Annotated in this window: 23 protein-coding genes, 1 other RNA gene and 1 pseudogene; 10 read left to right on the top strand and 15 right to left on the bottom strand. The window is 42.1% G+C overall.

The features are described from left to right. Positions 1–4: 4 nt before the first annotated feature. On the bottom strand, positions 5–904 hold the full coding sequence (locus AR334_RS15680) for a DMT family transporter (protein ID WP_066313037.1): 900 nt from the start codon (positions 902–904) through the stop codon (positions 5–7). Continuing rightward, positions 901–2,409: a carboxypeptidase M32 gene (locus AR334_RS15675; protein ID WP_082692964.1), complete on the bottom strand. Its 1,509-nt coding sequence runs from the start codon at positions 2,407–2,409 to the stop codon at positions 901–903. The genes AR334_RS15680 and AR334_RS15675 overlap by 4 nt, the downstream gene beginning before the upstream one ends. Before the next feature lie 85 nt (positions 2,410–2,494). Between AR334_RS15675 and AR334_RS29940 the strand changes: the two genes are divergently transcribed. The 5 genes from AR334_RS29940 to AR334_RS15655 all read left to right on the top strand — a co-directional run bounded on the left by AR334_RS29940 (position 2,495) and on the right by AR334_RS15655 (position 4,835). Further along, a complete protein-coding gene (locus AR334_RS29940; RefSeq protein ID WP_172799222.1) occupies positions 2,495–2,647 on the top strand; it encodes a hypothetical protein in 153 nt (50 codons plus the stop codon). Between the two features lie 154 nt (positions 2,648–2,801). Continuing rightward, the gene (locus AR334_RS15670; RefSeq protein WP_066313029.1) at positions 2,802–3,035 is read left to right on the top strand and encodes a DUF2249 domain-containing protein; all 234 of its coding nucleotides are present in this window, start codon (positions 2,802–2,804) and stop codon (positions 3,033–3,035) included. Positions 3,036–3,057: 22 nt separating this feature from the next. Next, entirely contained in the window at positions 3,058–3,264 is a 207-nt protein-coding gene (locus tag AR334_RS15665; RefSeq protein ID WP_066313027.1) for a DUF2249 domain-containing protein, read from the top strand. 14 nt (positions 3,265–3,278) lie between these two features. Continuing rightward, positions 3,279–4,523 (top strand): hypothetical protein, encoded by a 1,245-nt coding sequence (locus tag AR334_RS15660; RefSeq protein WP_066313026.1) that lies wholly within the window; start codon positions 3,279–3,281, stop codon positions 4,521–4,523. A gap of 12 nt (positions 4,524–4,535) precedes the next feature. Further along, positions 4,536–4,835: a metal-sulfur cluster assembly factor gene (locus AR334_RS15655; RefSeq protein ID WP_066313023.1), complete on the top strand. Its 300-nt coding sequence runs from the start codon at positions 4,536–4,538 to the stop codon at positions 4,833–4,835. Between the two features lie 28 nt (positions 4,836–4,863). Here AR334_RS15655 and AR334_RS15650 read toward each other — a convergent pair whose 3' ends face one another. From AR334_RS15650 to AR334_RS15615, 9 genes and pseudogenes are all read right to left on the bottom strand, one after another. Continuing rightward, positions 4,864–6,792, bottom strand: coding sequence for an ATP-dependent DNA helicase (locus AR334_RS15650; RefSeq protein ID WP_066313022.1), 1,929 nt, complete (start codon positions 6,790–6,792; stop codon positions 4,864–4,866). A 46-nt stretch (positions 6,793–6,838) separates the two neighbouring features. Further along, the gene (locus AR334_RS15645; protein ID WP_066313013.1) at positions 6,839–7,999 is read right to left on the bottom strand and encodes a class I SAM-dependent RNA methyltransferase; all 1,161 of its coding nucleotides are present in this window, start codon (positions 7,997–7,999) and stop codon (positions 6,839–6,841) included. 144 nt (positions 8,000–8,143) lie between these two features. Beyond that, positions 8,144–8,543: RNase P RNA component class B (rnpB, locus tag AR334_RS15640), an RNA gene on the bottom strand. Between the two features lie 79 nt (positions 8,544–8,622). After that, a complete protein-coding gene (gene gpsB / locus AR334_RS15635) occupies positions 8,623–8,925 on the bottom strand; it encodes a cell division regulator GpsB (RefSeq protein ID WP_066313010.1) in 303 nt (100 codons plus the stop codon). Between the two features lie 135 nt (positions 8,926–9,060). Further along, a pseudogene (locus tag AR334_RS15630) lies at positions 9,061–9,640 on the bottom strand (DUF1273 domain-containing protein). Positions 9,641–9,754: 114 nt separating this feature from the next. Further along, complete coding sequence (locus AR334_RS28990; protein WP_082692963.1) at positions 9,755–10,138, bottom strand: CotD family spore coat protein; 384 nt, start codon at positions 10,136–10,138, stop codon at positions 9,755–9,757. A gap of 119 nt (positions 10,139–10,257) precedes the next feature. After that, complete coding sequence (locus tag AR334_RS30390; protein ID WP_253701302.1) at positions 10,258–10,353, bottom strand: hypothetical protein; 96 nt, start codon at positions 10,351–10,353, stop codon at positions 10,258–10,260. A gap of 134 nt (positions 10,354–10,487) precedes the next feature. Further along, a complete protein-coding gene (locus tag AR334_RS15620; RefSeq protein WP_066313009.1) occupies positions 10,488–11,744 on the bottom strand; it encodes a ribonuclease H-like domain-containing protein in 1,257 nt (418 codons plus the stop codon). Positions 11,745–11,765: 21 nt separating this feature from the next. Beyond that, complete coding sequence (locus AR334_RS15615; RefSeq protein ID WP_066313004.1) at positions 11,766–14,039, bottom strand: DEAD/DEAH box helicase; 2,274 nt, start codon at positions 14,037–14,039, stop codon at positions 11,766–11,768. A 210-nt stretch (positions 14,040–14,249) separates the two neighbouring features. Here AR334_RS15615 and AR334_RS15610 point away from each other — a divergent pair, with 210 nt between their 5' ends. Together AR334_RS15610 and AR334_RS15605 are read left to right on the top strand one after the other, a co-directional pair. Then, positions 14,250–14,948: a Crp/Fnr family transcriptional regulator gene (locus AR334_RS15610; protein ID WP_066313001.1), complete on the top strand. Its 699-nt coding sequence runs from the start codon at positions 14,250–14,252 to the stop codon at positions 14,946–14,948. 123 nt (positions 14,949–15,071) lie between these two features. Next, on the top strand, positions 15,072–15,557 hold the full coding sequence (locus AR334_RS15605) for an Hsp20/alpha crystallin family protein (protein WP_066312999.1): 486 nt from the start codon (positions 15,072–15,074) through the stop codon (positions 15,555–15,557). Between the two features lie 33 nt (positions 15,558–15,590). Here the strand turns inward: AR334_RS15605 and AR334_RS28985 are convergent, their stop codons facing one another. Then, positions 15,591–16,121: a YppG family protein gene (locus tag AR334_RS28985; RefSeq protein ID WP_253701301.1), complete on the bottom strand. Its 531-nt coding sequence runs from the start codon at positions 16,119–16,121 to the stop codon at positions 15,591–15,593. Positions 16,122–16,310: 189 nt separating this feature from the next. Between AR334_RS28985 and yppF the strand changes: the two genes are divergently transcribed. Further along, positions 16,311–16,520 (top strand): YppF family protein, encoded by a 210-nt coding sequence (yppF, locus tag AR334_RS15595; protein ID WP_066312994.1) that lies wholly within the window; start codon positions 16,311–16,313, stop codon positions 16,518–16,520. Between the two features lie 18 nt (positions 16,521–16,538). Here yppF and AR334_RS15590 read toward each other — a convergent pair whose 3' ends face one another. The 3 genes from AR334_RS15590 to AR334_RS15575 form a co-directional block, all read right to left on the bottom strand. Further along, a complete protein-coding gene (locus AR334_RS15590) occupies positions 16,539–16,910 on the bottom strand; it encodes a DUF1798 family protein (protein WP_066312991.1) in 372 nt (123 codons plus the stop codon). Continuing rightward, positions 16,864–17,127: a hypothetical protein gene (locus AR334_RS15585; RefSeq protein WP_066312988.1), complete on the bottom strand. Its 264-nt coding sequence runs from the start codon at positions 17,125–17,127 to the stop codon at positions 16,864–16,866. The genes AR334_RS15590 and AR334_RS15585 overlap by 47 nt, the downstream gene beginning before the upstream one ends. Before the next feature lie 346 nt (positions 17,128–17,473). After that, the gene (locus AR334_RS15575; RefSeq protein WP_066312983.1) at positions 17,474–18,451 is read right to left on the bottom strand and encodes a DUF2515 family protein; all 978 of its coding nucleotides are present in this window, start codon (positions 18,449–18,451) and stop codon (positions 17,474–17,476) included. Between the two features lie 199 nt (positions 18,452–18,650). Here AR334_RS15575 and recU point away from each other — a divergent pair, with 199 nt between their 5' ends. After that, the gene (gene recU / locus AR334_RS15570) at positions 18,651–19,259 is read left to right on the top strand and encodes a Holliday junction resolvase RecU (RefSeq protein WP_066312980.1); all 609 of its coding nucleotides are present in this window, start codon (positions 18,651–18,653) and stop codon (positions 19,257–19,259) included. Positions 19,260–19,292: 33 nt separating this feature from the next. Then, positions 19,293–21,821 (top strand): transglycosylase domain-containing protein, encoded by a 2,529-nt coding sequence (locus AR334_RS15565; protein ID WP_066312978.1) that lies wholly within the window; start codon positions 19,293–19,295, stop codon positions 21,819–21,821. The last annotated feature ends 8 nt before the right edge of the window (positions 21,822–21,829 follow it).

The following is a 21,829-nucleotide window of genomic DNA, read 5'->3' as shown; positions in this document are numbered from 1 at the left end:
GGCTTCAATCAAACTCGATTGAAGCCCTTTTTGTTTTTGGAATGTTAATAAGCGTTACGGCCAGCAGAATCAGAATAGAGCCAATGGCTTGTATTATACCAAAGCTTTCTTTATAAAGAAACACACTCAAAATGGTAGCAACGATCGGTTCCACTGTGGCAATCACCGCCGCTTTGCTAGTTTCAATCTTTTCAAGTCCTTTTGTATACAATAAAAAGGCGATAACAGTAGGAAAGAGCCCCAATCCGACACCGTAGACCAGGACATCACCGGTAAATACTCCAGCCCCTTTTTTCCATAATCCTGTGATCGGCAGCAGTGTAATGGCCGCAACTAAAAACGTGTAGAAGGTCACTGTAAATGGCGGATACTTTGCCAAGGCGAATTTCCCAAAAATACTATATAATGCATAGCCAAATCCTGCACCAAGCCCGGTAACAATTCCGATTGCACTAAGGGAGGAGGTATCCGTCTGACTAACGCCGGCAATCAAGATGCAGCCGAGGATTGTCCCAACCACCGATACCAGCTTTACCTTAGTCAACTTTTCTTTCAGAAAAAGAAACGACAAAACCGAAACAAATGCCGGTGATGTATACAATAGTATAACAGCCAATGATAAATTCATTGTGCTTACTGCGGTAAAGTAGCACCAATTAAATAAAACGATGCTGAAAATACCAGTTCCAACAAACAGCCTGATATCTTTATAGCTGATTTTCAACTTCGATCGATCATGAATCAAACCGATCACTCCCAGTATAATTGCCGCGGTTACCACCCTGATGGTGACAATCTCCATCGATGTAAAGCCGATATCAGCCAATTTTCGGACATAAATGGCAATAATTCCCCATAACGCTGCACTAATGGTAATGAAAATAACTGGCAGAAGCTTACTCAATTTAATTGATAAACCTTTCGATATTTTTCGTATAGGTAGTCGATTAAATACTTGGCATTTAGCCCTTCACCAGTAACATCCTGGATAATTTCAAGCGGTTTTTTCAACTTTCCGTATTGATGAATATTTCTTGTCAGCCATTCCTTTATCGGCAGTAAATCCCCGGCCTCCACCAGTTGGTCATAATTTGGCAGGTCCTTTAACATAGCATGCTTAAATTGCGCGGCATACATATAGCCTAAGGCATAGGATGGGAAGTAACCAAAGCTTGCTCCCGCCCAGTGTACGTCCTGGAGCACACCCTCAGCATCATTCTCGGGACGGATTCCTAAATATTCTTCATACATGTCGTTCCAAATTGCCGGAAGATCAGCTACTACGATTTCGTCATTAAACAGCCTTTTTTCGATTTCATAGCGAATCATGATATGGAGCGAGTATGTTAATTCATCCGCTTCAATTCGAATAAGAGACGGTTTTGACTCATTAATGGCCCGGTAAAAATCGGCAATTCCCACATGATCAAACTGGCCGCTAGCATATTGTTTCAACAACTCATAGTTTTGTTTCCAAAATGACAGGCTTCTCCCAACCATATTCTCATAAAATAATGATTGCGATTCATGAATTCCCATCGATGTTCCATCACAGAGCGGCGTGCCAATCAGCTCTTTGGAAATGTTCTGTTCATACAATGCATGGCCGCCTTCATGTATGGTACCGAAAACGGCTGTCCGAAAATCCTGTTCATCATACCTGGTTGTCACCCTTACGTCACCAGGATTCAAACCGATTGCAAAAGGATGGACTGTTTCATCCAGTCTGCCGGCATTAAAGTTATATCCCATTTGTTCTAGGATCTTCAAGCTAAATTCGCGCTGCTTTTCCTTTGAATATGGTTTGAAAAGAAACTCGGTTTGCGGATTATAGACAGATTCCGAAATCTGCTTTACCAAAGGAACGATCTTATCTCTTAACTCTCCAAAAACCCGGTTCAATACATCAACTGTTACTCCTGGTTCATACATGTCCAACAGAACATCATAACTATTTTTTACGTGGTCGGCTCCCCAGTACTGGATAAACTTCTTTGTATAGTCCACGAGTTTTTCTAGATACGGCTTAAACAGATTGAAATCCGCCTTGTCTTTTGCTTCTTCCCAAACCATTTCCGCCTTTGATTGCAGCACAACAAATTCCTTATATTCTTCAGCAGGTATCTTTTTATTACGTTCATATTCCTTTTTGCATTCTTCCAGTGTCTTTTTCGAGATATCGGTAAGTTCCGCTTTTGACAAATTGGCTATGTATGCAGCCATCTCTTCAGATGTTGACATTTTAAAAACTTCTGAGGATAGCATTCCGATTACTTCAGAGCGCTGGTCCACGCCCTGCTTTGGTGCGCCTGTCCGCAAATCCCAATAAATTAACCCGAGCGCCTCATGATATGCCCTCATCTTCCTTACATAATCCAAAAACTCTTTTTCGAGTTGTGTAACATTCATGGCATTTCCCCCTTTTATACCATTAAATTTTATCATATTTTTCTGACAAAAGATTATAAAATTACAGTACAGGGAGGGAAATAAAATGAGAGAATTGGTCGGTACCTGCAAATGCTGTAACAAAGAAATTTATTGCTTAGACGGGTTCTTTAATGGGGTCATTACAGAAGAAAAACAAATCTATTGCTTTGATTGTCATGAGAAAATATCAAAAGAGGAAGAAACTCCGCAAAGCTAAGCCTTGCGGAGTTTTTATTTATGTTTTTGACGAAATTGTCACAGTGAGAATTATTTTCAGTAAAATGGTGTCAACTATGATGGGCGTCACATATTCGCTGGGATTCCACTGTTACAATGTAACTAAATAATTCTTTTAGAAGAGGCGAATGATAATGGATCAGAAAATGATTGAGCTGGATGTCCGTGAGGATTTGAAAAATAAAATTGAACCTTTCCAAAAAATTATGGGGGCAGTAAAGCAATGTAATAAGAATGATATTTTTATTCTTCATGCTCCGTTTAAGCCGACCCCGCTATTTGCTGTATTAAAAGCAAAAGGCTTTACCCATGAGGAAGAAGAATTAGAGAAAAAGCATTGGAAAATTGTTTTTACGAAATTAAATTAACATAATAGGGAGTGTGACATTCATGATATTAGATAACCGCGGACTTGAACCGCCGCAGCCGATGTTGCGCACCTTGGCTGCTTTGGAGAAATTGCCGAATGGAGAGACCTTGACCATCATTAATGATAGAAGGCCAATGTTCTTATATGAACAGCTTGAAGAGCTTGGCTATAAACAGCGGACAGATCAACTAGAGGACAGAAGTTTTAAAATTGAAATCTTCCGCTAAGAAGGTGAATGATAATGCTATCACAAAACTTAGGAAATGAAACAAATATTAAGCTTCCATTTTCATTTATTATTTTTAGTTTAATAGCCTTGGTCCTGTCTCAAATTGTCCTTCTGGTTAACGGTCAAATGATGGCAGACGGCAGCTTCCGAATCCCGCCGGTTTGGTCGGCTGCCCACCTTTTGATTTTGGGCTGGGCCTTAATGGTTGCAATGGGTGCGATGTATCAGCTCGTTCCTGTTGCCTTCCTAACGAAAATCTGGAATGAAACCTTTGGTTTCATCCAATTTTTCGTTACCGCTGCGGGAATTATCGTTTTTTCTGCGATGCTGTATTGGTCGCCGCAACATGCGATGATACCCGGCATTATCACCCTAGTCGGGATTCTTATGTTCCTATTCCAGATGCTGATGACATTAAAAACTCAAGGACGACCTAATATTCTTACCGCCTTTGTCGGTACAGCACTAGTTTGCTTATTTTTGACGATCTTTCTAGGAATTACTTTGATTTACAGCATGAAAACCGGTATCGGTTCCGAGCACTATCAAGCATTTTTTAAGAGTCATTTATTAATGGGTCTAACTGGCTGGTTTACCCTGTTGATATTCGGCTTTTCCTATAAAATGGTACCGATGTTTTCGTTATCGCACGGGTTTCCGATGATTCACGCCAGATATGTGTACACCTTGTATGTATCCGGCCTTTTCCTAACGCTTATTTCCTTTTTTACCGGCCAAAGCATCCTATTAAAACTCGGTTTATTCTTGCTTTTTGCAGGTTTTTCCATTTTCTCTTGGCATATCAACATTATTATTAAAAAAAGATTAAAGAAAAAATTAGACAAGCCGTTCTCCTTTGCTTTAGCAGCGATCGGATTTGGCACCCTGATTCATTTGGCAGCTTTTATTCTAGTTTGGACCAATTCCTTTTCAACAGCGATTGGACCATTGGTTTATGCCTATATTCTGTTGTGGATTGTCCTGTCAATTGCCGGGTACTTGTATAAAATCGTCCCTTTCCTTTGGTGGACCTTTAAGTACAGCAAAGAAATCGGCAGAGCCCAAGTTCCATCGTTAAAGGATATGATGAACGATAAAGTCATTGTTCCTAATCTTTCGCTATTTATCGCAAGTGTGATCATTGTCTTTTGTTCACTAATTTTCAAACAGGTCTTACTTTTTAATATTGGGCAGTTTATCCTTTCCGTTGTTTTAATTATATTTGCAGGCAGTATCTTCAAGGTACTAAAAAAATAGGAGGTGTTTAATATGGAATTGCAAAATAAAATTATCGAGGCATTAAAAAGCGTATATGACCCAGAATTAAGCATTAATGTCGTTGATTTGGGCTTAATCTATAATGTTGAAATTTCAGAGGGTAATGATGTTACCGTTACGATGACCTTGACCACACCAGGATGTCCGCTTCATAATAGCATTACTAGCGGTGTCCGTTATTGTGTCGAGGGAATTGAAGAAGTAAGGAACGTCGAAGTTAACCTTGTTTGGGAACCGGCATGGTCACCAGACAAAATGACTGCCGACGGACGCCGTGCACTAGGGCGCTAATAAAGAAAACTCGCCGATGGCGAGTTTTCTATTGTATTGGTTCTGTCGGCAGAACATCAATAACTTTTTCTAATATTTTTGAATCAACCTCTTTATCAATGAGGATATGGACGCTGCCCTTGTCGGTTTCAGTTCTGATTAACCGGCCCACACCTTGACGCAAGCGAAGGAGCATGTATGGCAGGTCGACTTTGCTAAACGGATCGGCCGAAGCCTCCCTTTTAGCAGTAAAGACGGGGTCATTGGGTGGAAATGGGAGAGAATAAATCAGGACATTTTCCAACGATCTTCCCGGTATATCAAGCCCCTCCCAAAGATTAACGGAACATAACACCGCCTGTTCATCGCTCTGAAATTTCGCCACAAGCGTGCTAATCTCCTCATCCCCCTCAAAATAAACCGGATAGGGAAACGTTTCCTTTTCCATTAGTTTTGCCTTCACATTGATCATTTCCGCTTTATTGTTAAATAAAATTAGGGCTCGTCCCTCTGACTCGCAGATTTTTTCGATAATATATTCGAGTTTACTATTGTCGTCACCTTGCGTAAATAGAGGCAGGAAAATGTTCATATTAGCATCATAGTCAAACGGCGAGGCAACCGAAAATGCAAGGAACTCAGTGATTCCAAGACTTCCGGCAATATAATCAAACGACTTTTCATTCGACATCGTCGCCGACGAGAAAATATACGGCCTTGCTTGGGAGAACACCTCTTCCCTCATGACATCCTCGACCATTCGCGGCATGATGACAAGCGTCCGTTCATTACCTGCACTCTCCAACCAGGTAATCCCGTTTATTTCTTGAAGAAACAGCGATAGAGAATAGGTGATTTGCTCAAGAAATTCCTCAACGATTTTCAAATCGTATTCGTTAATGACGTATAGTTCACTTTCGAATACAAGCTCCTCCTCTAACTCCTGCAAGGTTGAAAGTAATTTTCGGCCTGTTTTTGCAACCAAAGGATGTTTTCTGATTGCTTGTTTATCCGACCCCTGTGCCGGTGAAGAAAATTGTGAAACCGCATCAAAAAATGTATCATTTTCCATTAATGCCTGTTCAATCGTATTCAATGTTTTCTCGCGAACATCATTTTCCATCAATCTCGTCAGCAGTATCTCCAAGGTATAATCAGTAAAGCGATAGGTTAACGCCTTCTGGGCAGCAAACTCTAGCAAGTGCCCTTCGTCAAAAACGACGGCGGAGTGCTCAGGCAATAGCGGGAGTTGGCCTTCCCGCTTCCTTGATTCTCTTGTCCAAATATACTCCATATAGAAATCATGGGAACAAATAATCAGGTCCCGCGCATGCCGGTAGTATTCCCTATTTAGTGTCAATGCGCACCGGTGCCGTTTTTCACAGGAAAAGCAATCCTGCAACGAATCCCAGCTTAATTTATTCCATTTTTCATCAGAAAGTGAAGGATACTCCTTGCGGTCGCCATATTTTTCAAACTTCTGCATCGAGTTGACCGAGTGGACAAATTGAGGCAATGATTCATGGATAGTTAGGGCTTCTTCGAAAAGGTCACCACCTTGGGCTAGGTCGAGTTTTTTCAAACATAAATACTGGTCTTGCGATTTTGCCAGACGAACATCGATATTAAGGCCCAATATCTGTTCCAATTTGGCAAGGTCACCTTCTTTTTTTACTAGCTGTTCAATTAATGTTTCATCTGAACAGGCGATAATGGCTGGGCGATTCGTATAACGCGCATACATGATAGAATAGAGCAGGTAAACAATTGTTTTTCCGGTGCCGACGCCTGCTTCTGCAAACATCACCTTTTTTTGCTTAAATGCTTTTTCCAACTGGAACGCCATATAAATCTGTTCATCCCGGAGTTCGAAACCGGCTTCAGGCAGAATCTCATAAAATACATCGCCGATCCATTCGCTTAATTTATCATAGAATGATTCGGTTTTTGAAACCGTAAAAGGCATTTGGTTTTGCATCTAATTAATCCCTCCGAAAAAAAGAAAGCGTCCAATGACGCTGACATTAAGCTTTTTCTATATTGCCGTTAGTTGAGCGGGGCGGCTTTTTTCCCCAATATTGATAATAATCCGTTTTAATAAAACCATTAAACAGTTTTCTTTTCTTCGTAGCAGGTTTGCCGTAAAACTGCTCAAACTCCTCATGGGAAGTCAGGATATAAATCGACCATGTATCCAGCTTGCTAAACGCTTGTCCCATGTCCCGATACATTTGCTCAACAGCCGGTTTGTCACCGAGCCTCTCGCCATACGGGGGATTTCCGACAATCACGCCATATTCCTTGGTGGTGGAAATATCCTTGACTTGCATCTGCTTAAACTGGATTAGGTCGCCAAAACCGGCTTCAAACGAATTTTCCTGAGCGATTTTCACCATGCGGTGATCGATATCAGATCCGGTTATATCAAGGGGCTGATCGTAATTGGCCACATCTTCGGCCTCCGTACGGACTTCGTCCCAAACTTTTTCCGGGATCCATTTCCACTGTTCCGAGACAAATTCCCGGTTAAAACCCGGAGCAATATTCTGGCCAATCATCGCCGCTTCAATCGGAATCGTGCCGGAACCGCAGAATGGATCGATAAACGGCTTGTCCGGGCGCCAGTTCGTCAGCATTATTAAGGCGGCAGCTAATGTTTCCTTTAATGGCGCTTCCCCCTGAGCGGCCCGGTAGCCGCGTTTATGAAGGCCGGTGCCGCTGGCATCGATGGTTATGGTCGCCACATCCTTCAATAACGCAACCTCAATGCGGTATAGCGCCCCATTCTCCTCAAACCACGTGTTTCGCTTGTAATGCTTCTTCATCCGTTCGACAACCGCTTTTTTCACGATTGCCTGGCAGTCGGAAACACTAAAGAGCTTCGACTTTACCGACTTTCCAATTACCGGGAATTCGGCATCCTCAGGCAAATAGTTTTCCCATGGCAATGCTTTCGTCTTTTCAAATAATTCATCGAAGGTAAAAGCCTTAAATTCACCGATCTTGATTTTGATTCGGTCGGCCGTGCGAAGCCATAAATTGCTTTTTGCGATAGCGTATTCATCTCCGTTATAGGTAACCCGACCATTCTCAACTTGACAATCATAGCCCAATGCCCTGACCTCTTGCGCAACCAGCGCTTCAAGCCCCATTGCGGCCGTAGCGATCATTTGATATTTTCCCATTATTTCACCCTTAAACTTTATCGATTTACGTGACAGTACCATTATTGGCTAAAAATCCTGTTGGAATTCAATTAGTTATGTATACAAATAAAAAGCCCTCCTGTTGAGGAGAGCTGCATCATCTCTAACTACCCATTAATAACGTTCTATAAGCCATGTTTTGTACCAAGGTACTTCAAACGACATGGACTGTCTCGTACCAAGGCGGCAATCATCTATCTACAGATTCAAAGGTGAATCTGTCCTTCTCCTCGTTCAGTTCCTCAGAGAAAGCGCCCCTACCATAATTTGGGTTTCTCGCTCGTGGGGTTTACCCGTTCCACCCTTTCCATTTCTGGAAGGCTACGTCACTGTGGCACTTTTACAGGTACTCATACCATATCCTTCAGGACTTAGGTATTTTCCCGGCCGTCAACCGGACGTACGTCCGGCTGCCCTGGCTTATGAATTCGCCAGGCACGAACACTACAGGCATCGCAGCCTGTGCGAGCATGGACTTTCCTCTACAATTCGCTAACGCTCCTTGCAGCGATTACCCGAACGTCATTAACGATACTTTCTTATTATATGCATATTCCTCCGGCATTTCAATTGTTTTCAACAGGAAATGGAGGAATACAATGTCATTCGTAAAGCTTATTTCCAAATACGTGCTTTTCAAGATTGGATAGACGCTTTAAAATATCAAAGTTTGTTGTCCCTGCAGGCTGGGCCACCGGCTGCCGTTTTGTCGCTTCTTCAAGCTGTTTGCGCAGTCTAAGGTTTTCTTGTTGCAGGTCTTCTATTTCCTGATGGAAGGTTCCATAATCTTTAATAATTAAATCCAAAAATTTATCAACATCTTCTTGCTTATAACCGCGTACTCCAGTTTTAAACTCTTTTTCCAATATGTCCTTTGCTGTTAATTTCACTTTGTCTGACAGCATTTCAATCACCTCAAGTTTAGCCAATCATTACCTATTATTTTTCCAAAAATACGTTCGTTTGTCAATTTTGATTCTCATGGGGCCTCGAGATCCCCTTTACATTAATATTGGCATTCCAATAAAAAATGCTTACATTTAAAAGTCAGATTGTTTAAGCTGCTCCTCTTCAACAATCATCTGCAGGTCGTAAAAGGTAATTAATTCGATTCGATATGGATTATTATTTTGATATTGCAGTGCCAGTTCATAAAGATATTTAGGACTGCCTTCTTTTTCGTGGTCGTACAAAAGCACCAAACCATCGGACTTATCAATAAAAAACTGATTTTTCAAACGAAATTGCCATGGCTTTTCATAGCCTTTTTTCGTGACGGAATCGATGAAATCAGCCTGGGCAAGGATGGATTGATACCATTCCTTGTTTGTTTCGTTCCAGGAGGAATCCTGATCGAGAAATGGAGTGATCACAGCAAGCTTTAATTCCGGAAACTCCAGCTGGAGGTCAAACACAACCTCAGCGGCCCACAGCTCAACACCCAGTTGACCGCTAATCAACACCCAGTTGACCGCTAATCAACACCCACTCCAGGCCATCTTCCACGAAGGGCAACAATGCTTTTTTAATCGCGGCTTTTATGTACCATACTGATGGATGGTCATATTTAAAAATTCCCAGTTCAAATGGTTTATACCCGGATATCGCCAGTACTTTCATCAAGGAAGTTCTCCTTTAAGAAAAAATTTTAAAAAAGGACAAACACTTTTATGATTACAGCATAGTATAAAGTAGAAAAAAAACAAGGGCTTGACAGCCCTTGTAAAAGTTCAATTAAGGTCTGGGACCCATGAATGGTCCTGGGCCGAACCCTGGTGCACCCGGGCCAAAGCCTGGCGCCATATTTGGCATCATATTTGGCATCATATTTGGCAGTGCATTTGGCAACGCATTGGCTGCAGGCATCATTGCAGGCATCATCGCAGGCATTACCGCGGTCGGTTCACATGGATTACAACAGTTAATATGCTGATTGCATACCTCATCACAGCATGAAGCAGTGTGCGGGCAATAATGCTTATGCTCAAACAAATGGTGATTCACAGTTGTCGTATGAACCGGATGAATATGCGGCACCACCGTCGTTGAAAAAGTATGGTTCACAAACTCCTGAGTTGGATGAATCACCGGCGGGGCAAAATTGGTTCCAAGAAACATCTTATGCTCTCCCTTCAAGTCATATTTTGTTTACATTAACAGCCTATGAAAAGAGGGAAACTCTTGTACTAATGAAAACACCTATTTTTATGATAAATCCGAAAATACGGACCAGTTCCTTACAACATGGAATAAAAACTGTCTTTTAAGCTTGTGAAAACAACAGCAGTCAAACAAACAACGACAAAGAATAAAAATAAAATCGCCTTATACATTTTACCCACTCCATAATGTTTTTGAGTCATTTTGTACTCAACACAATTAAAAATTGTACCTTGTTTATGGGTGGATAACAATATGGAATTGACAAGTAAATTGTGAACATTTTGTTACAATGGAGTTTTTCATTCTATATTCGCGATTTCTTACGTTCCAGTCTCGCCAGTCTTAATTGAAACTGCTCTACCGCCGGATCATCCGGACTGATTTTCTCACTTCCCTCCATGATTTCCAGAGCTCTCCTGCAAAAGTCCATCGCCAGTTTATAATCCTTTAGCCGGTGCTCATGAATTTTTGCAAGCTCCAGGCAAACCTCCAAGGCAATTTGCTCATCTTCGATATCTGCTGCCTCCATAAATAAAATTCGCGCCTGTTCCCAATCACGATTTTTTTTATGCTGATAAGCAAGGGTCAGCTTTGCCAGGCAAGAGGCAGTATCTGTCCCAGTTGTCAGTTTGCCCAGTACCTTTTCCGCTTGCTTATTTTCCCCTATTGCCGCATACCAGCGGCCAACTTCAAAAGTCTCCATCCTGGACTGCTTACTGTCAATGCCGCATAGCTGAAAAGTAAGGTGTGTATACAAGGTAATGAGCGACAAGATGTCCAGTTCATTATGCTTTAGGATTCCGAGAATGCCATCGGGCTCTTTGCGTTCAATAAAATCGAAATAAATCATTGGCGCCAAAAATCCGGGGATATCATTGACTCTTTCCACACCTAGAACTTCCTTTTCGACAATGGCCAATTTCAAGCGCTCCAACTTATGCTTCCACAATCTTCTCGCCGCATGGAACAAATCAAAATGGCCAAATGCTGGCAGCTTTGGGACATGATCTCTTACCAGAGTATGTCTTGTCTTCACCTGAGGCCAGTCAAACGCCTTGCCGTTATAGGTAACCAATGTTTTATAATTGATTTTTTCCAAAAAGCTTTGATATAAAGCGACTTCAGCTCCGGGATGCGGGAGAAGGTGCTGCCGTAATATCACCTGGTCTTCTTTCACACTCGCATAGCCCAACAAAAAAATCGTGTTGCCTACACCAGAGCCAAGACCCGTTGTCTCAGTATCAAAAAAGAACAATTCGTCGGCAGCAAATCCTTTTGCCGACAGCGGATGGCCGAACCCCTTGTCGTTCCAAATTTTGACTGCCTCCAGAAATTCTCCAAACCGATAATGGCCATGCTGATGGGAGAGAGGGAATTTCACTTCCCTAATTAGGCAGTAATCCTCATCAAGAAAATAAGGGTAAACATCTTCTTGTTCCCACTTTTCCTTAAAAGGAACTTCAATTGTTGTGCTTCCCGTGCCTGACGGCGGATTTGCCGTCGGCTGGCTTCCGCCCGAGATATGTGGTTTTAAGCGATTTAATTTATTTCTTAACGACATTTATTGCACTTCCCCGTTCAATTAAGACCTTTGTAAAAAGGAATCAATAATTTTGATTGCATCCTGTTTCGCTGTCTCACTTACCGTGTCGGTCCCGATACAGGATGGGCACCCCGATTCACAGCGGCAGCGCCCAATCATTTGTTTTGCTTCCATGAATACCTCAGTCATACCGGAATGAATTTTTTCACTCAAGCCGATGCCGCCTGGATAACGATCGTAAAAAAAGATTGTCGGTTTTTCGTTATGGTCTGCCTTCACCTGCGGAATGACATGAATATCCTGCGGGTCGGCCATAACGAATAATGGCGCAATCGCCCCTAAAGCATGCGCTGCCCCGATGAGCCCCTGTTCAAGCCGGTCTTGGCCCAGCTCAGCAAAAGATTTATTCAATGAGATCCAGGCGGCATTCGTATGAAGCTCCTCCTCAGGCAGGTGAATCGGACCGGAGCCGATGTTCTCATGGGTTTCAAATTTGATTTTTTTGAAGATGGTCGCCATTGCCCTGACACTGACATCTCCGTAGCCGATTTCGGCCTCCTCCAGCGGCTTCAGCCTGTCAACCTCTAATACTTTAAGCTGGACGGCCAGATTGGCATCGGTGAAATAATCGACATCCACTTCCCTGACGAATGCCTTCTTCTCCTCCCAATCGAGTTTCTCGACCTGATATTGTGTCCCTTGATGCAAGTAGATCGCTTCTTCATGGAGCAGCGTCATGGCCGAAAAGCGATCCATTTCGCCAATGACCTTTACATTGGCCACATTCGTCTGATCAACAATAATCACGTTCTCCTGGGAGGCAGAGCGCAAGCTGATATTATGGGCTGGGAATGAATCGTTCATCCAATACCACTTATCTCCGTTACGGTATAGGATCCTTTCCTCTGATAAATATTCTAGCAGTTCCTCCGTCCCGACTTGGCCAAATTGTTCACTTGCTTTAAACGGCAGCTCATAAGCGGCACATTTCATATGGTCAATTAAAATGATCAGGTTATCAGGATTAATCCGGGCTGTTTCCGGACTTTTATTGAAGAAGTAGTCAGGATGTTGAATGATATATTGATCTAGCGGACTTGAACTGGCAACCATGATAATCAGGGCTTCGCCATGCCGTCTGCCTGCTCTTCCGGCCTGCTGCCAGGCACTTGAAATTGTCCCGGGATATCCGGTCATAACGCAAACCTGCAATTGCCCAATATCGACGCCTAATTCCAAGGCATTTGTGCTGACGACCCCGTATATTTCTCCCGAGCGCAATCCTTTCTCGATTTTTCTACGTTCAGTCGGCAAGTAGCCGCCGCGGTATCCCATTATCGATTTCGGCCCCAATTGGCGCTTTACCAACTCCTGCAGATAGGTGAGAATAATCTCGACTCTTACCCTGCTCCTGGCAAAAACAATCGTTTGGATTTTATTTTTCAACAGTTCACCAGCAATTTTGCGGACCTCAAGTGTAGCGCTTCTTCGAATATTTAATGGTTTATTAACGATTGGCGGATTATAAAACAGGAAGTGCTTCGTACCGCTTGGTGCCCCGTTATTATCAATCAGCGACATCTGCTCCTCCGTCAGGTTTTCCGCCAGTTCCAGGGGATTGGCAATCGTCGCCGATGTGCAAATGAAGACTGGGTCGCTGCCGTAATAGCGGCAGATCCGCTTGAGCCTGCGGATGACATTGGCGACATGGCTTCCAAACACACCGCGGTAAGTGTGAAGCTCATCAATTACCACAAATTTTAGATTTTCAAACAAGGACACCCATTTTGTATGATGGGGCAGAATCCCCGAATGGAGCATGTCCGGGTTGGTGATGACAACATGGCCTGCCTTTCTCACGCGCTGACGGATATTGGCCGGAGTATCGCCATCGTATGTATAGCTGTTAATATCGACCCCTGCCGCTTGAATGATTTCATTGATTTCACTTTTTTGGTCCTGGGCCAGCGCTTTTGTTGGGAACATATATAACGCCCGTGAATTTGGATTTAATAGAATCGATTGCAGCACGGGTAGATTGTAGCATAATGTCTTCCCGGAAGCAGTCGGGGTTACAGCCACAATGCTCTTTCCGCCCATAACTTTTTCATATGCGGCTTGCTGATGGGTGTAAAGCGCTTCAATCCCTTTACTTGAAATAGCTTGAATTAAAGCCGGGTGCAGCCCCTCCGGCAATGGCACTGTTTGTGCTTCCTTCTCCGGTATCGTATTCCAGGCCACTATATTATCTTTAAAATCTTCGTTTATTTTCAACTCATCAAGTATATCCTGCAGACTTTTTTTCAGTTTCATCCTCTCACCTCATTATCTCTATTGTAGCGAATGAACGTTCGGAGAAAAAGATAAAAACACCACTAAATACGAAATTCAACAACATAATTATTTCCTGCAATGGAAGGTGTCTCCGTTTTTAACGATAAATACAGATAGGAAAGAGAATAAACTATTTCCCTATTTTTTGATACAATAGAATTGGTATTATTAATAGTTGAAGGTGATTAAATGAAAATTGAGGAGATAAAAAAAGTTCTTTCAAACTTTACCCTCTTCCGTGATTTGAATGACGCGGAACTGTTAAAAGTGACCGAAATTTCGATTGCACGGGAATGGAAGAAAAACAGTCTGGTTTTCCTTCAAGGGGACCCAATGGAAAACGTCTATTTTATTTATGATGGTAAAATAAAGATTTATAAAAGCGACGTGAATGGCAAAGAACAAATTGTGGCGATCATGAAAAAAGGCGAAATGTTTCCTCATGTCGGCTTTTTCCGTAAAGGTGATTATCCCGCTTATGCCGAGGTGCTTGAGCCGTCAACCTTGATTGCAGTACCGATTTCTCAATTTGAAAACGTACTGATTGAAAATCCGGAGCTTTGCATAAAGGTATTTAAAGTGCTTGGGGAAAAGATTGTCGACCTGCAAAACCGTCTCGAAGAACAAATTCTTAATAATACGTACGAACAAATTGTTAAGCTGTTAATCCGCCTTGCCCAAAAACACGGAACAGAAAAAGAGGATGGAACCATTCTTTTGAAATCGGAATTTACCAATAAGGATCTTGCCAATATGATTGGAACGACCCGAGAAACCATTAGCCGGACATTGACCAAGATGAAGAAAGATGAACTAATCGAGGTTGATGAAGATGGGAACATGATTCTCGATGTGGAAATTTTAATGGAAGAGATTAATTTGATTTAAACCGGAAGCCGCTGGACTGTGTCCCGCGGTTTTTAAAGCGGAAATTAAGCTGCTTCAAGGTCACCCAACTAGGTCCTTTTGCATATGATATCCTGTGAAAATTGCGAAAGTGAGGGTATTGCCATGTCATCTAATCTTCCGAGCGATAAGAATAATTCCAAACGTTCAATTCCGGAGCCCTTTGGTGACCTTATGCGATCAATGAATGAGTTTTTTAACGAAAAACCAATTAAGGGGTTTTTACAGTCTGTTGATGAGTTCTTCAAAACACCATTTCCCTTTGATGCGGCGGGATTTCATGTCGATATACAGGAAAAAGACAAAGAATATCTTGTTTCTGCTGAACTCCCGGGGGTAAAGAAGGACCAAATCCGCTTAAATGTCACAGGAAATTACTTAACCATTTCTTTGGAAAACAATGAACTCGAAACTGCGGAAGATGAACGGAGCCGCAGCTATCGGCGCAGGTTTGTCCGCCAGCAGTCATCAAGAACTATTTCACTGCCGCATGCCATTAACGAAAAAAATATCAAAGCATCATACCGGGACGGCCTATTACATGTGAGAATCCCGCGTGAAACAGGAAAAATAATTGAAATTGAAGAGTAAAATTGAAAAGACGGCCAAATCGGCCGTCTTCTTTTATGCTTTAAATATGCCGCCGAAACCTTTGACAAGTGAAGTCACCTGTGTAACAGCATTGGCCATTTGACCGGCCGTATTGATCATTTTATTAAGATCGACCGAACCGTCCTGTGACTTAAAGGAATTTAAAATCGACTGCATTCCCCCGGGTTGCTTTGGAATAAAACTCTGCTTAGGATAAGGGTTCATAATTGGATATCCATTCATAGGCATGTAAGAATATGGCATCATATCTTCCTTCGGCTGTAACGGGTTATGGAATAACGACTGCGATTCCTTTTGCGGAAAGTATTGATTAGGATACAAACCTTGTGACCCAGGCTGAACTTGTTGGGCATATCCCTGCGGATAGTAACCCCCATGCGATACAGGGTTCCAGCCATGACCTTGCGACATGGTTTGATAAGGAAAAGGTTGATTGCGAACGAAAAACGGTTGATTCCATTGGGGGCCAAGCGGACTTTGACCCATGAATTGACCGGGATATCCATTATGAAAGTGATGTCTTGGTCCTAATTTACCAATCACGGGCAAACATCTCCTCCGTATTTATCTCTGTAACACAGTATGAACCAAGGCGATGAAAGGTGAGTAGCAGAAGCTGACTACAATTGTCAAAAAGACGGGGATTTTGTCTGAAGTTTAAATTTTTTAAAAACTAAGGAATCGTTTTCATTCGTGTTACGATAGAAAAAACGATGAAGGAGGACTTTAAAAATGGACATCCGCGAACTAAAAAGTAGATTTAATCAATCCAGAGATTACAGTACAGATGACGTTAACGCACTAATGGATTTTGTAAAGAAGGCCTATATCTACAACGAAATAAGTATTATCGATTATCGCAATCTAGTTCGTGAACTCGAAAAGCTGGGCGCGGTAGTGCCAGAAGAGCCAAAACACTCCCTCATCGAAATACAGGATTAACGCCAAAAAGAGATGCCGCTATGCATCTCTTTTCTTTTTTTCTAATTCTGTCAATACCTCAGCAAGGAAAAACTCAACGGTCCGCTGGGAATTTAAAAATCTTGTTTTACTGGTTTGACCAAAGAATGCCTGAACAGAAAGTTGCTCAATATGGCTGGCGGTCGTGTCTATTTGCTTTAGATGAATATGCTTGGGCGAGGCTTTCGACAGCCATTGCCTCATCAGCTTTTGCCATTCATCGCTACTTTCCTTCACTTCATTTACAAATGGTTTAATGGTTTTTTCAAAATCCTGTTTCTCTCCTGTTTCTCTCGCTTCCTGGTAGTATTGCAAAAAAAGACGATTATATCGGAATAGACTTTCTGTAAGGTAAATTAACCGCTCTGACATTTAACTTTTCTGCCCCCAATGAGATGGAATCGTTGATTTTTTCTAAATGTACCATCTTTTGATTCATGTCAGCAATCTTTTCTTGCTGCTCCCGGTCTAAATCCATGCGAAGGTCGGAAAATGACACTTCTAAAGCCATGTCCAATTCCTCTAATTGATCATAGATTCCTGTAAGCTGTGTTATCAGCAGGTCTTTTTCTGTTAACGGTTTGGTCATTTAAATAATGCCTCCCTCACGAATTCTTATAGGTATAGTTCTCTTTTCATCACTTGCTTCCTGCCTGCTAGACAAAACTAGAAGCTATTCGTCAAAGGTAGTGCGTTTTTGGCATTCCCGAATGTCCAATTCGACATTCACACATCGCATAAAAATGTCAGACTCGTACAAGCTATAATTGGAGGTGTGTTCAACATGGCTAAAAATAAAAACCAAAACAAAAAGCAAACTGCACAGCCAGATACTGAGAACAGAACTGGTTATGGCGATAAAAAACTTGAAGGACCTAATCGTCCCGCAGAATGAACCGGAAAAAAAAGCAAGGAGACCATTTCTCCTTGCTTTTTTACTGCCATGGTCTAAGGTGAAATACTTTTTTTAGTACAAGTACTAACTGCAGTTGGTTTGATTTTTCCATATACCAATCAGTTAAATGGATCGGGTGCTTATGCTTTGCAGGCAAGTGCAGCCATACAGGGGAAACAACTCGCTGTTTGCTCCAATCCTTATACTCATGCTGATGATGGGAAATGACAGGAAAGGTCATTCTTAAAAAAGGTGTTTCCCCATCTGTCCTGACTTTAAAATATTGCTCATAATCAAGTCTTGAACCAGTGTGAACGGTTTTCTCGGCAAATTCAAAAAAATACGGAAATAACCGGGGTTGAAATAAAATGGATGCCAATCTCTTGCCCAAATTAATTCTTTTTGAAAGGAAACAAAAACCGTTAACACTGGCTCCATAAACCTCTCCGCCACAGGTAGGAAACAAGACGACGCTAAAATGAAGCCAGTCCTGAAAGTTAAAAATGAGGGAACGAAACACCTTATTCCTATATACAGGATGGTCAATAACAGGAGTTTGTATCACATTTTGCTCATTAATGATCAATGCTGTCGTGAGACGGTTGCGGTCCTTTTCCCGCCAATACCGATACCACTCTTGTTGAATAAAAGAAGAAACATGGAAAAATGGAAGTAAATGAAACAGAGGGCGGTTTAGTTTCGTCGAATATTGATAGAGCAGTAATTGCGGGAATACATCATGGAAGATTAGCCAATTTGCCCGCTCATAGGTTAAAAATAGCTGCTTTCTAAGCTGGGGTGCAAGAAGCTCGCGAAATGCCGTTCCCTCAAGGTCGCACATATTGTAGCCGCCATTTCTTGATACCATATGAGCAAGAAATGACCAAACAATATCCGGATTTTGTTTAAAATAAGAAAAATAGGCATCCGTTCTGGAAATATTATCAATGTTTTTCTTATCGGTTTGGGCTCTGATTTGACGAATAATTGATTGTTCCTGTATTGTAAGATGATTCATAAAATATGCATCTTCCCTTTGCCATCGGTTAATAGATTGATAATTTTATCTTCTTTTCAGCTTTTATGAAGAAGGAATCATTTCATTTCTTTACAAGTTCGGTAAAAATTATTATTAGGGTCTTCATATTGAATTATTTTATTCATCTAATTTAACCGTAGATTTGGTATGATAAGGTATGGTTTAAAGAGGTGAAAACATGACTGTTAATTATCCAAATGGAAAGAAATTTATCCGGTACGACCAGGAGAAAAAGCCAGCAGAGAAAAAGCGAATTAACCATGCTTACAGCAACCGGGGAATGACGTTAGAAGAAGATTTAAATGAAACGAATGAATATTATCGAGAAAGAAAATTGGCTGTTATTCATAAAAAACCTACACCAATACAAATTGTTCAGGTTGATTATCCAAAACGGAGTGCAGCTGTCATAAAGGAGGCCTACTTTAAATTGGCCTCGACGACTGATTATAATGGGGTATATCAAGGGAAATATATTGATTTTGAAGCAAAAGAAACACAGAATTCCACCTCTTTCCCGTTAAAAAACTTCCACCAGCATCAAATCAGCCATATGGAAGAAGTTTTGAATCAAGGTGGAATTTGTTTTGTCATCATTCGCTTTACAAGGCTTGAAGAAGTATATTTACTTGAAGCCAAACACCTGCTTTTCTTTTGGGAAAGAATGGTGACGGGCGGTAGAAAATCTATTACAAAGGAAGAAATCGAGCAGGCGGGTCATCACATTCCGCTTGGATTCCGCCCTAGAATTGACTATATTAAAATACTAGATAAATTGAACCTTTAATAGGTGGTAAGGTTAGAAAGGAAGTAACTTCAAATGTCTGAACAATACCAATCAAGGGAGGAGCGCCGCAAGAAATCCCAGACCAAAGCTAAATCAAAAACCAAGAAAAAGCCAGGCGGATTGGTAAAGAAAATCTTTCTCTCCCTCGTGATTCTTGGATTTATTGGATTGCTTGCAGGTGTTGGCACTTTCGCCTATATGCTACAAGATGCTCCAAAGCTCGACCCTAAGTTGTTAAAAGACCAAATCCCTTCAAAGCTTTTGGATAAGGACGGAAAAGTGTTTACGGAAGTAGGAGCAGTTAACCGAGAATATGTAAGCTATAAAGACATCCCACAAATTGTCGAAGATGCGATTATTGCCACGGAGGATTATCGATTTTACAAACACCATGGGATTGACCCCATTCGACTGGGCGGGGCAGTTTTGGCCAACTTTCGTGACGGATTTGGTGCCGAAGGCGGAAGTACAATCACCCAGCAGGTCGTCAAAAATGCATTTTTAACCCATGAAAAGACTATTAAGCGGAAAGTGCAGGAGGCATGGCTTTCTGTCCAGTTGGAGCGGAAGTATACGAAACAGCAAATATTTGAAATGTATATCAATAAAGTATTGGTTGGCGGCAATAATTACGGCATTGCAACAGCAGCCGAGATTTATTACGGGAAAGAATTAAAAGACCTGACCCTTGCCGAAGCCGCCCAAATCGCCGGTATGCCACAAAGCCCGAACAATTATAATCCTTTTACCCATCCGGACTTGGCGGAAAAACGGCGCAATATTGTATTGACTCTAATGGAGCAGCATGGCTTTATTTCCAAACAGGAAATGGAAGAAGCAAAAAAAGTGTCAGTTCCCGAAACAGTGTTAAAACCGGAACAGCGTACCGTAAACGATAAACCGTTTGACCCATTCGTTGACGCTGTCATTAAAGAAGTGAAGGAAAATACCGATTTTGATATTTTTACTGATGGATTGACGATTCAAACAACTCTGGATACAAATGCGCAAACATATGTTGATAAAATTTTGAACACGGATGAAGTGATAAAATACCCCGATGATGAGTTTCAGGCCGGGATTGCCCTGCTCGACACGAAGACAGGGGAAATTCGGGCGATTGGCGGCGGAAGGAACCAGGTCAAACGCGGCTATAACTATGCGATTCAGGCGAAGCGCCAGCCAGGTTCCACGATAAAGCCTGTTCTTGATTATGCTCCGGCCATCGAACATTTAAATTGGGGAACATACCAAATGATCGAGGATAAACCAATTACTTATTCCTCTGGAAAGAAATTCGGAAACTGGGATGGTAATTATAAAGGGCCGATGACAATTCGCACTGCCTTGCAGTTATCCCGTAATACCCCTGCCGTTCAGGCACTGCAGCAGGTTGGCCTTGAAAAGGCGAAAGATTTTGCTGTAAACATTGGGATACCATTACAAGAAATTTATGAATCCTATGCTATTGGCGGTTTTGGAGGCAAGACAATCGGCGTCTCTCCTCTGGAGATGGCAGGTGCCTACAGTGCGTTTGGAAATAAAGGCGTTTATACGAAGCCGCATGCGGTCACAAAAATCATGCTGCGTGACGGCACTTCGATTGATACCGCTCCAGAACCTAAAGTAGCCATGAAAGATTCGACAGCTTTTATGATTACGGATATATTAAAGAGCGTCCTTGTTTCCCCTGGTACGGGTACAAGGGCCAGCGTTCCTGGACTGCCGATTGCCGGGAAGACCGGGACAACTAATTACACTTCCGAGGATAAGAAAAAGTACAATATCCCAAGCGGTTCGGTACCGGACGCATGGTTTACAGGGTACACGACAAATTACACCTTATCCGTCTGGACGGGATATTCCAAATCAAGCACTCCGATAACGCCTAAAGGAGATAATCAAAGAATAGCCCAATATCTGTTCAAAAATATCATGGCCCACGTTTCCCAGGGTATCGAAACACCTGATTTCGTAATGCCAAACAGCGTGCAAAAAGTAAATATCGAAAAGGGAACGATGCCGCCGGTGCTAGCCGGGGAATTTACGCCAAGCAGTGAAATCGTAACGGAGTATGCCGTAAAGGGCCACGCGCCGAAAACAGTTTCTGAGAAATATAACAAGCTTGAAGCACCGGCAATTCTGACGGTGACATATGATGAACCTAATAAAAAAATTGCTGTAGCATGGGAATACAATAATTCACCCCAGACAGACATTCAGTTTGACATCACGGTTGATAACGGCTCAGGGCCAAAACATCAGATACAAAAGGAAACCAGCTTAGTGATTCCTGCAAATCCGGGTGATAAATATACAATTACGGTAGTGGCTCTCAGCGGCGGCAAGAAAAGTGACCCGGCTGTAAAATCGATTGATATTCCAAACCCGCAAAATAATAACGGCAATGGCAATGGAAACGGGAACGGAAACGGCAATGGCAATGGAAACGGGAACGGAAATATTGGTGAAGAAGATGATGGAACTACACCAATAACGACTCCACCGGCCGTTAACCCGCAAACCCCTACAGGAGGCCAAACTTCCGGAAGAGGAAATTAAAACAAAAA

The organism is Bacillus sp. FJAT-29814 (genome assembly GCF_001510715.1).
Classification (GTDB): domain Bacteria; phylum Bacillota; class Bacilli; order Bacillales; family Cytobacillaceae; genus Neobacillus.
Note: the sequence above shows the minus strand (reverse complement) of the source record. Positions and strands in the feature narration are given on the sequence as shown.

What these genes read in the sequence shown, in the direction of transcription:
- AR334_RS15590 (WP_066312991.1), bottom strand. Translation starts at nt 16,910, where the DNA reads ATGTCAGAGCGGTTAATTTACCTTACAGAAAGTCTATTCCGATATAAT.
- AR334_RS29940 (WP_172799222.1), top strand. Translation starts at nt 2,495, where the DNA reads ATGAGAGAATTGGTCGGTACCTGCAAATGCTGTAACAAAGAAATTTAT.
- yppF (WP_066312994.1), top strand. Translation starts at nt 16,311, where the DNA reads ATGGACATCCGCGAACTAAAAAGTAGATTTAATCAATCCAGAGATTAC.
- AR334_RS30390 (WP_253701302.1), bottom strand. Translation starts at nt 10,353, where the DNA reads ATGTATAAGGCGATTTTATTTTTATTCTTTGTCGTTGTTTGTTTGACT.
- AR334_RS15675 (WP_082692964.1), bottom strand. Translation starts at nt 2,409, where the DNA reads ATGAATGTTACACAACTCGAAAAAGAGTTTTTGGATTATGTAAGGAAG.
- AR334_RS15620 (WP_066313009.1), bottom strand. Translation starts at nt 11,744, where the DNA reads ATGTCGTTAAGAAATAAATTAAATCGCTTAAAACCACATATCTCGGGC.
- recU (WP_066312980.1), top strand. Translation starts at nt 18,651, where the DNA reads ATGACTGTTAATTATCCAAATGGAAAGAAATTTATCCGGTACGACCAG.
- AR334_RS15650 (WP_066313022.1), bottom strand. Translation starts at nt 6,792, where the DNA reads ATGCAAAACCAAATGCCTTTTACGGTTTCAAAAACCGAATCATTCTAT.
- AR334_RS15645 (WP_066313013.1), bottom strand. Translation starts at nt 7,999, where the DNA reads ATGGGAAAATATCAAATGATCGCTACGGCCGCAATGGGGCTTGAAGCG.
- AR334_RS28990 (WP_082692963.1), bottom strand. Translation starts at nt 10,138, where the DNA reads ATGTTTCTTGGAACCAATTTTGCCCCGCCGGTGATTCATCCAACTCAG.
- gpsB (WP_066313010.1), bottom strand. Translation starts at nt 8,925, where the DNA reads ATGCTGTCAGACAAAGTGAAATTAACAGCAAAGGACATATTGGAAAAA.
- AR334_RS15665 (WP_066313027.1), top strand. Translation starts at nt 3,058, where the DNA reads ATGATATTAGATAACCGCGGACTTGAACCGCCGCAGCCGATGTTGCGC.
- AR334_RS15655 (WP_066313023.1), top strand. Translation starts at nt 4,536, where the DNA reads ATGGAATTGCAAAATAAAATTATCGAGGCATTAAAAAGCGTATATGAC.
- AR334_RS15575 (WP_066312983.1), bottom strand. Translation starts at nt 18,451, where the DNA reads ATGAATCATCTTACAATACAGGAACAATCAATTATTCGTCAAATCAGA.
- AR334_RS15615 (WP_066313004.1), bottom strand. Translation starts at nt 14,039, where the DNA reads ATGAAACTGAAAAAAAGTCTGCAGGATATACTTGATGAGTTGAAAATA.
- AR334_RS15565 (WP_066312978.1), top strand. Translation starts at nt 19,293, where the DNA reads ATGTCTGAACAATACCAATCAAGGGAGGAGCGCCGCAAGAAATCCCAG.
- AR334_RS15610 (WP_066313001.1), top strand. Translation starts at nt 14,250, where the DNA reads ATGAAAATTGAGGAGATAAAAAAAGTTCTTTCAAACTTTACCCTCTTC.
- AR334_RS15670 (WP_066313029.1), top strand. Translation starts at nt 2,802, where the DNA reads ATGGATCAGAAAATGATTGAGCTGGATGTCCGTGAGGATTTGAAAAAT.
- AR334_RS15660 (WP_066313026.1), top strand. Translation starts at nt 3,279, where the DNA reads ATGCTATCACAAAACTTAGGAAATGAAACAAATATTAAGCTTCCATTT.
- AR334_RS15605 (WP_066312999.1), top strand. Translation starts at nt 15,072, where the DNA reads ATGTCATCTAATCTTCCGAGCGATAAGAATAATTCCAAACGTTCAATT.
- AR334_RS15585 (WP_066312988.1), bottom strand. Translation starts at nt 17,127, where the DNA reads ATGACCAAACCGTTAACAGAAAAAGACCTGCTGATAACACAGCTTACA.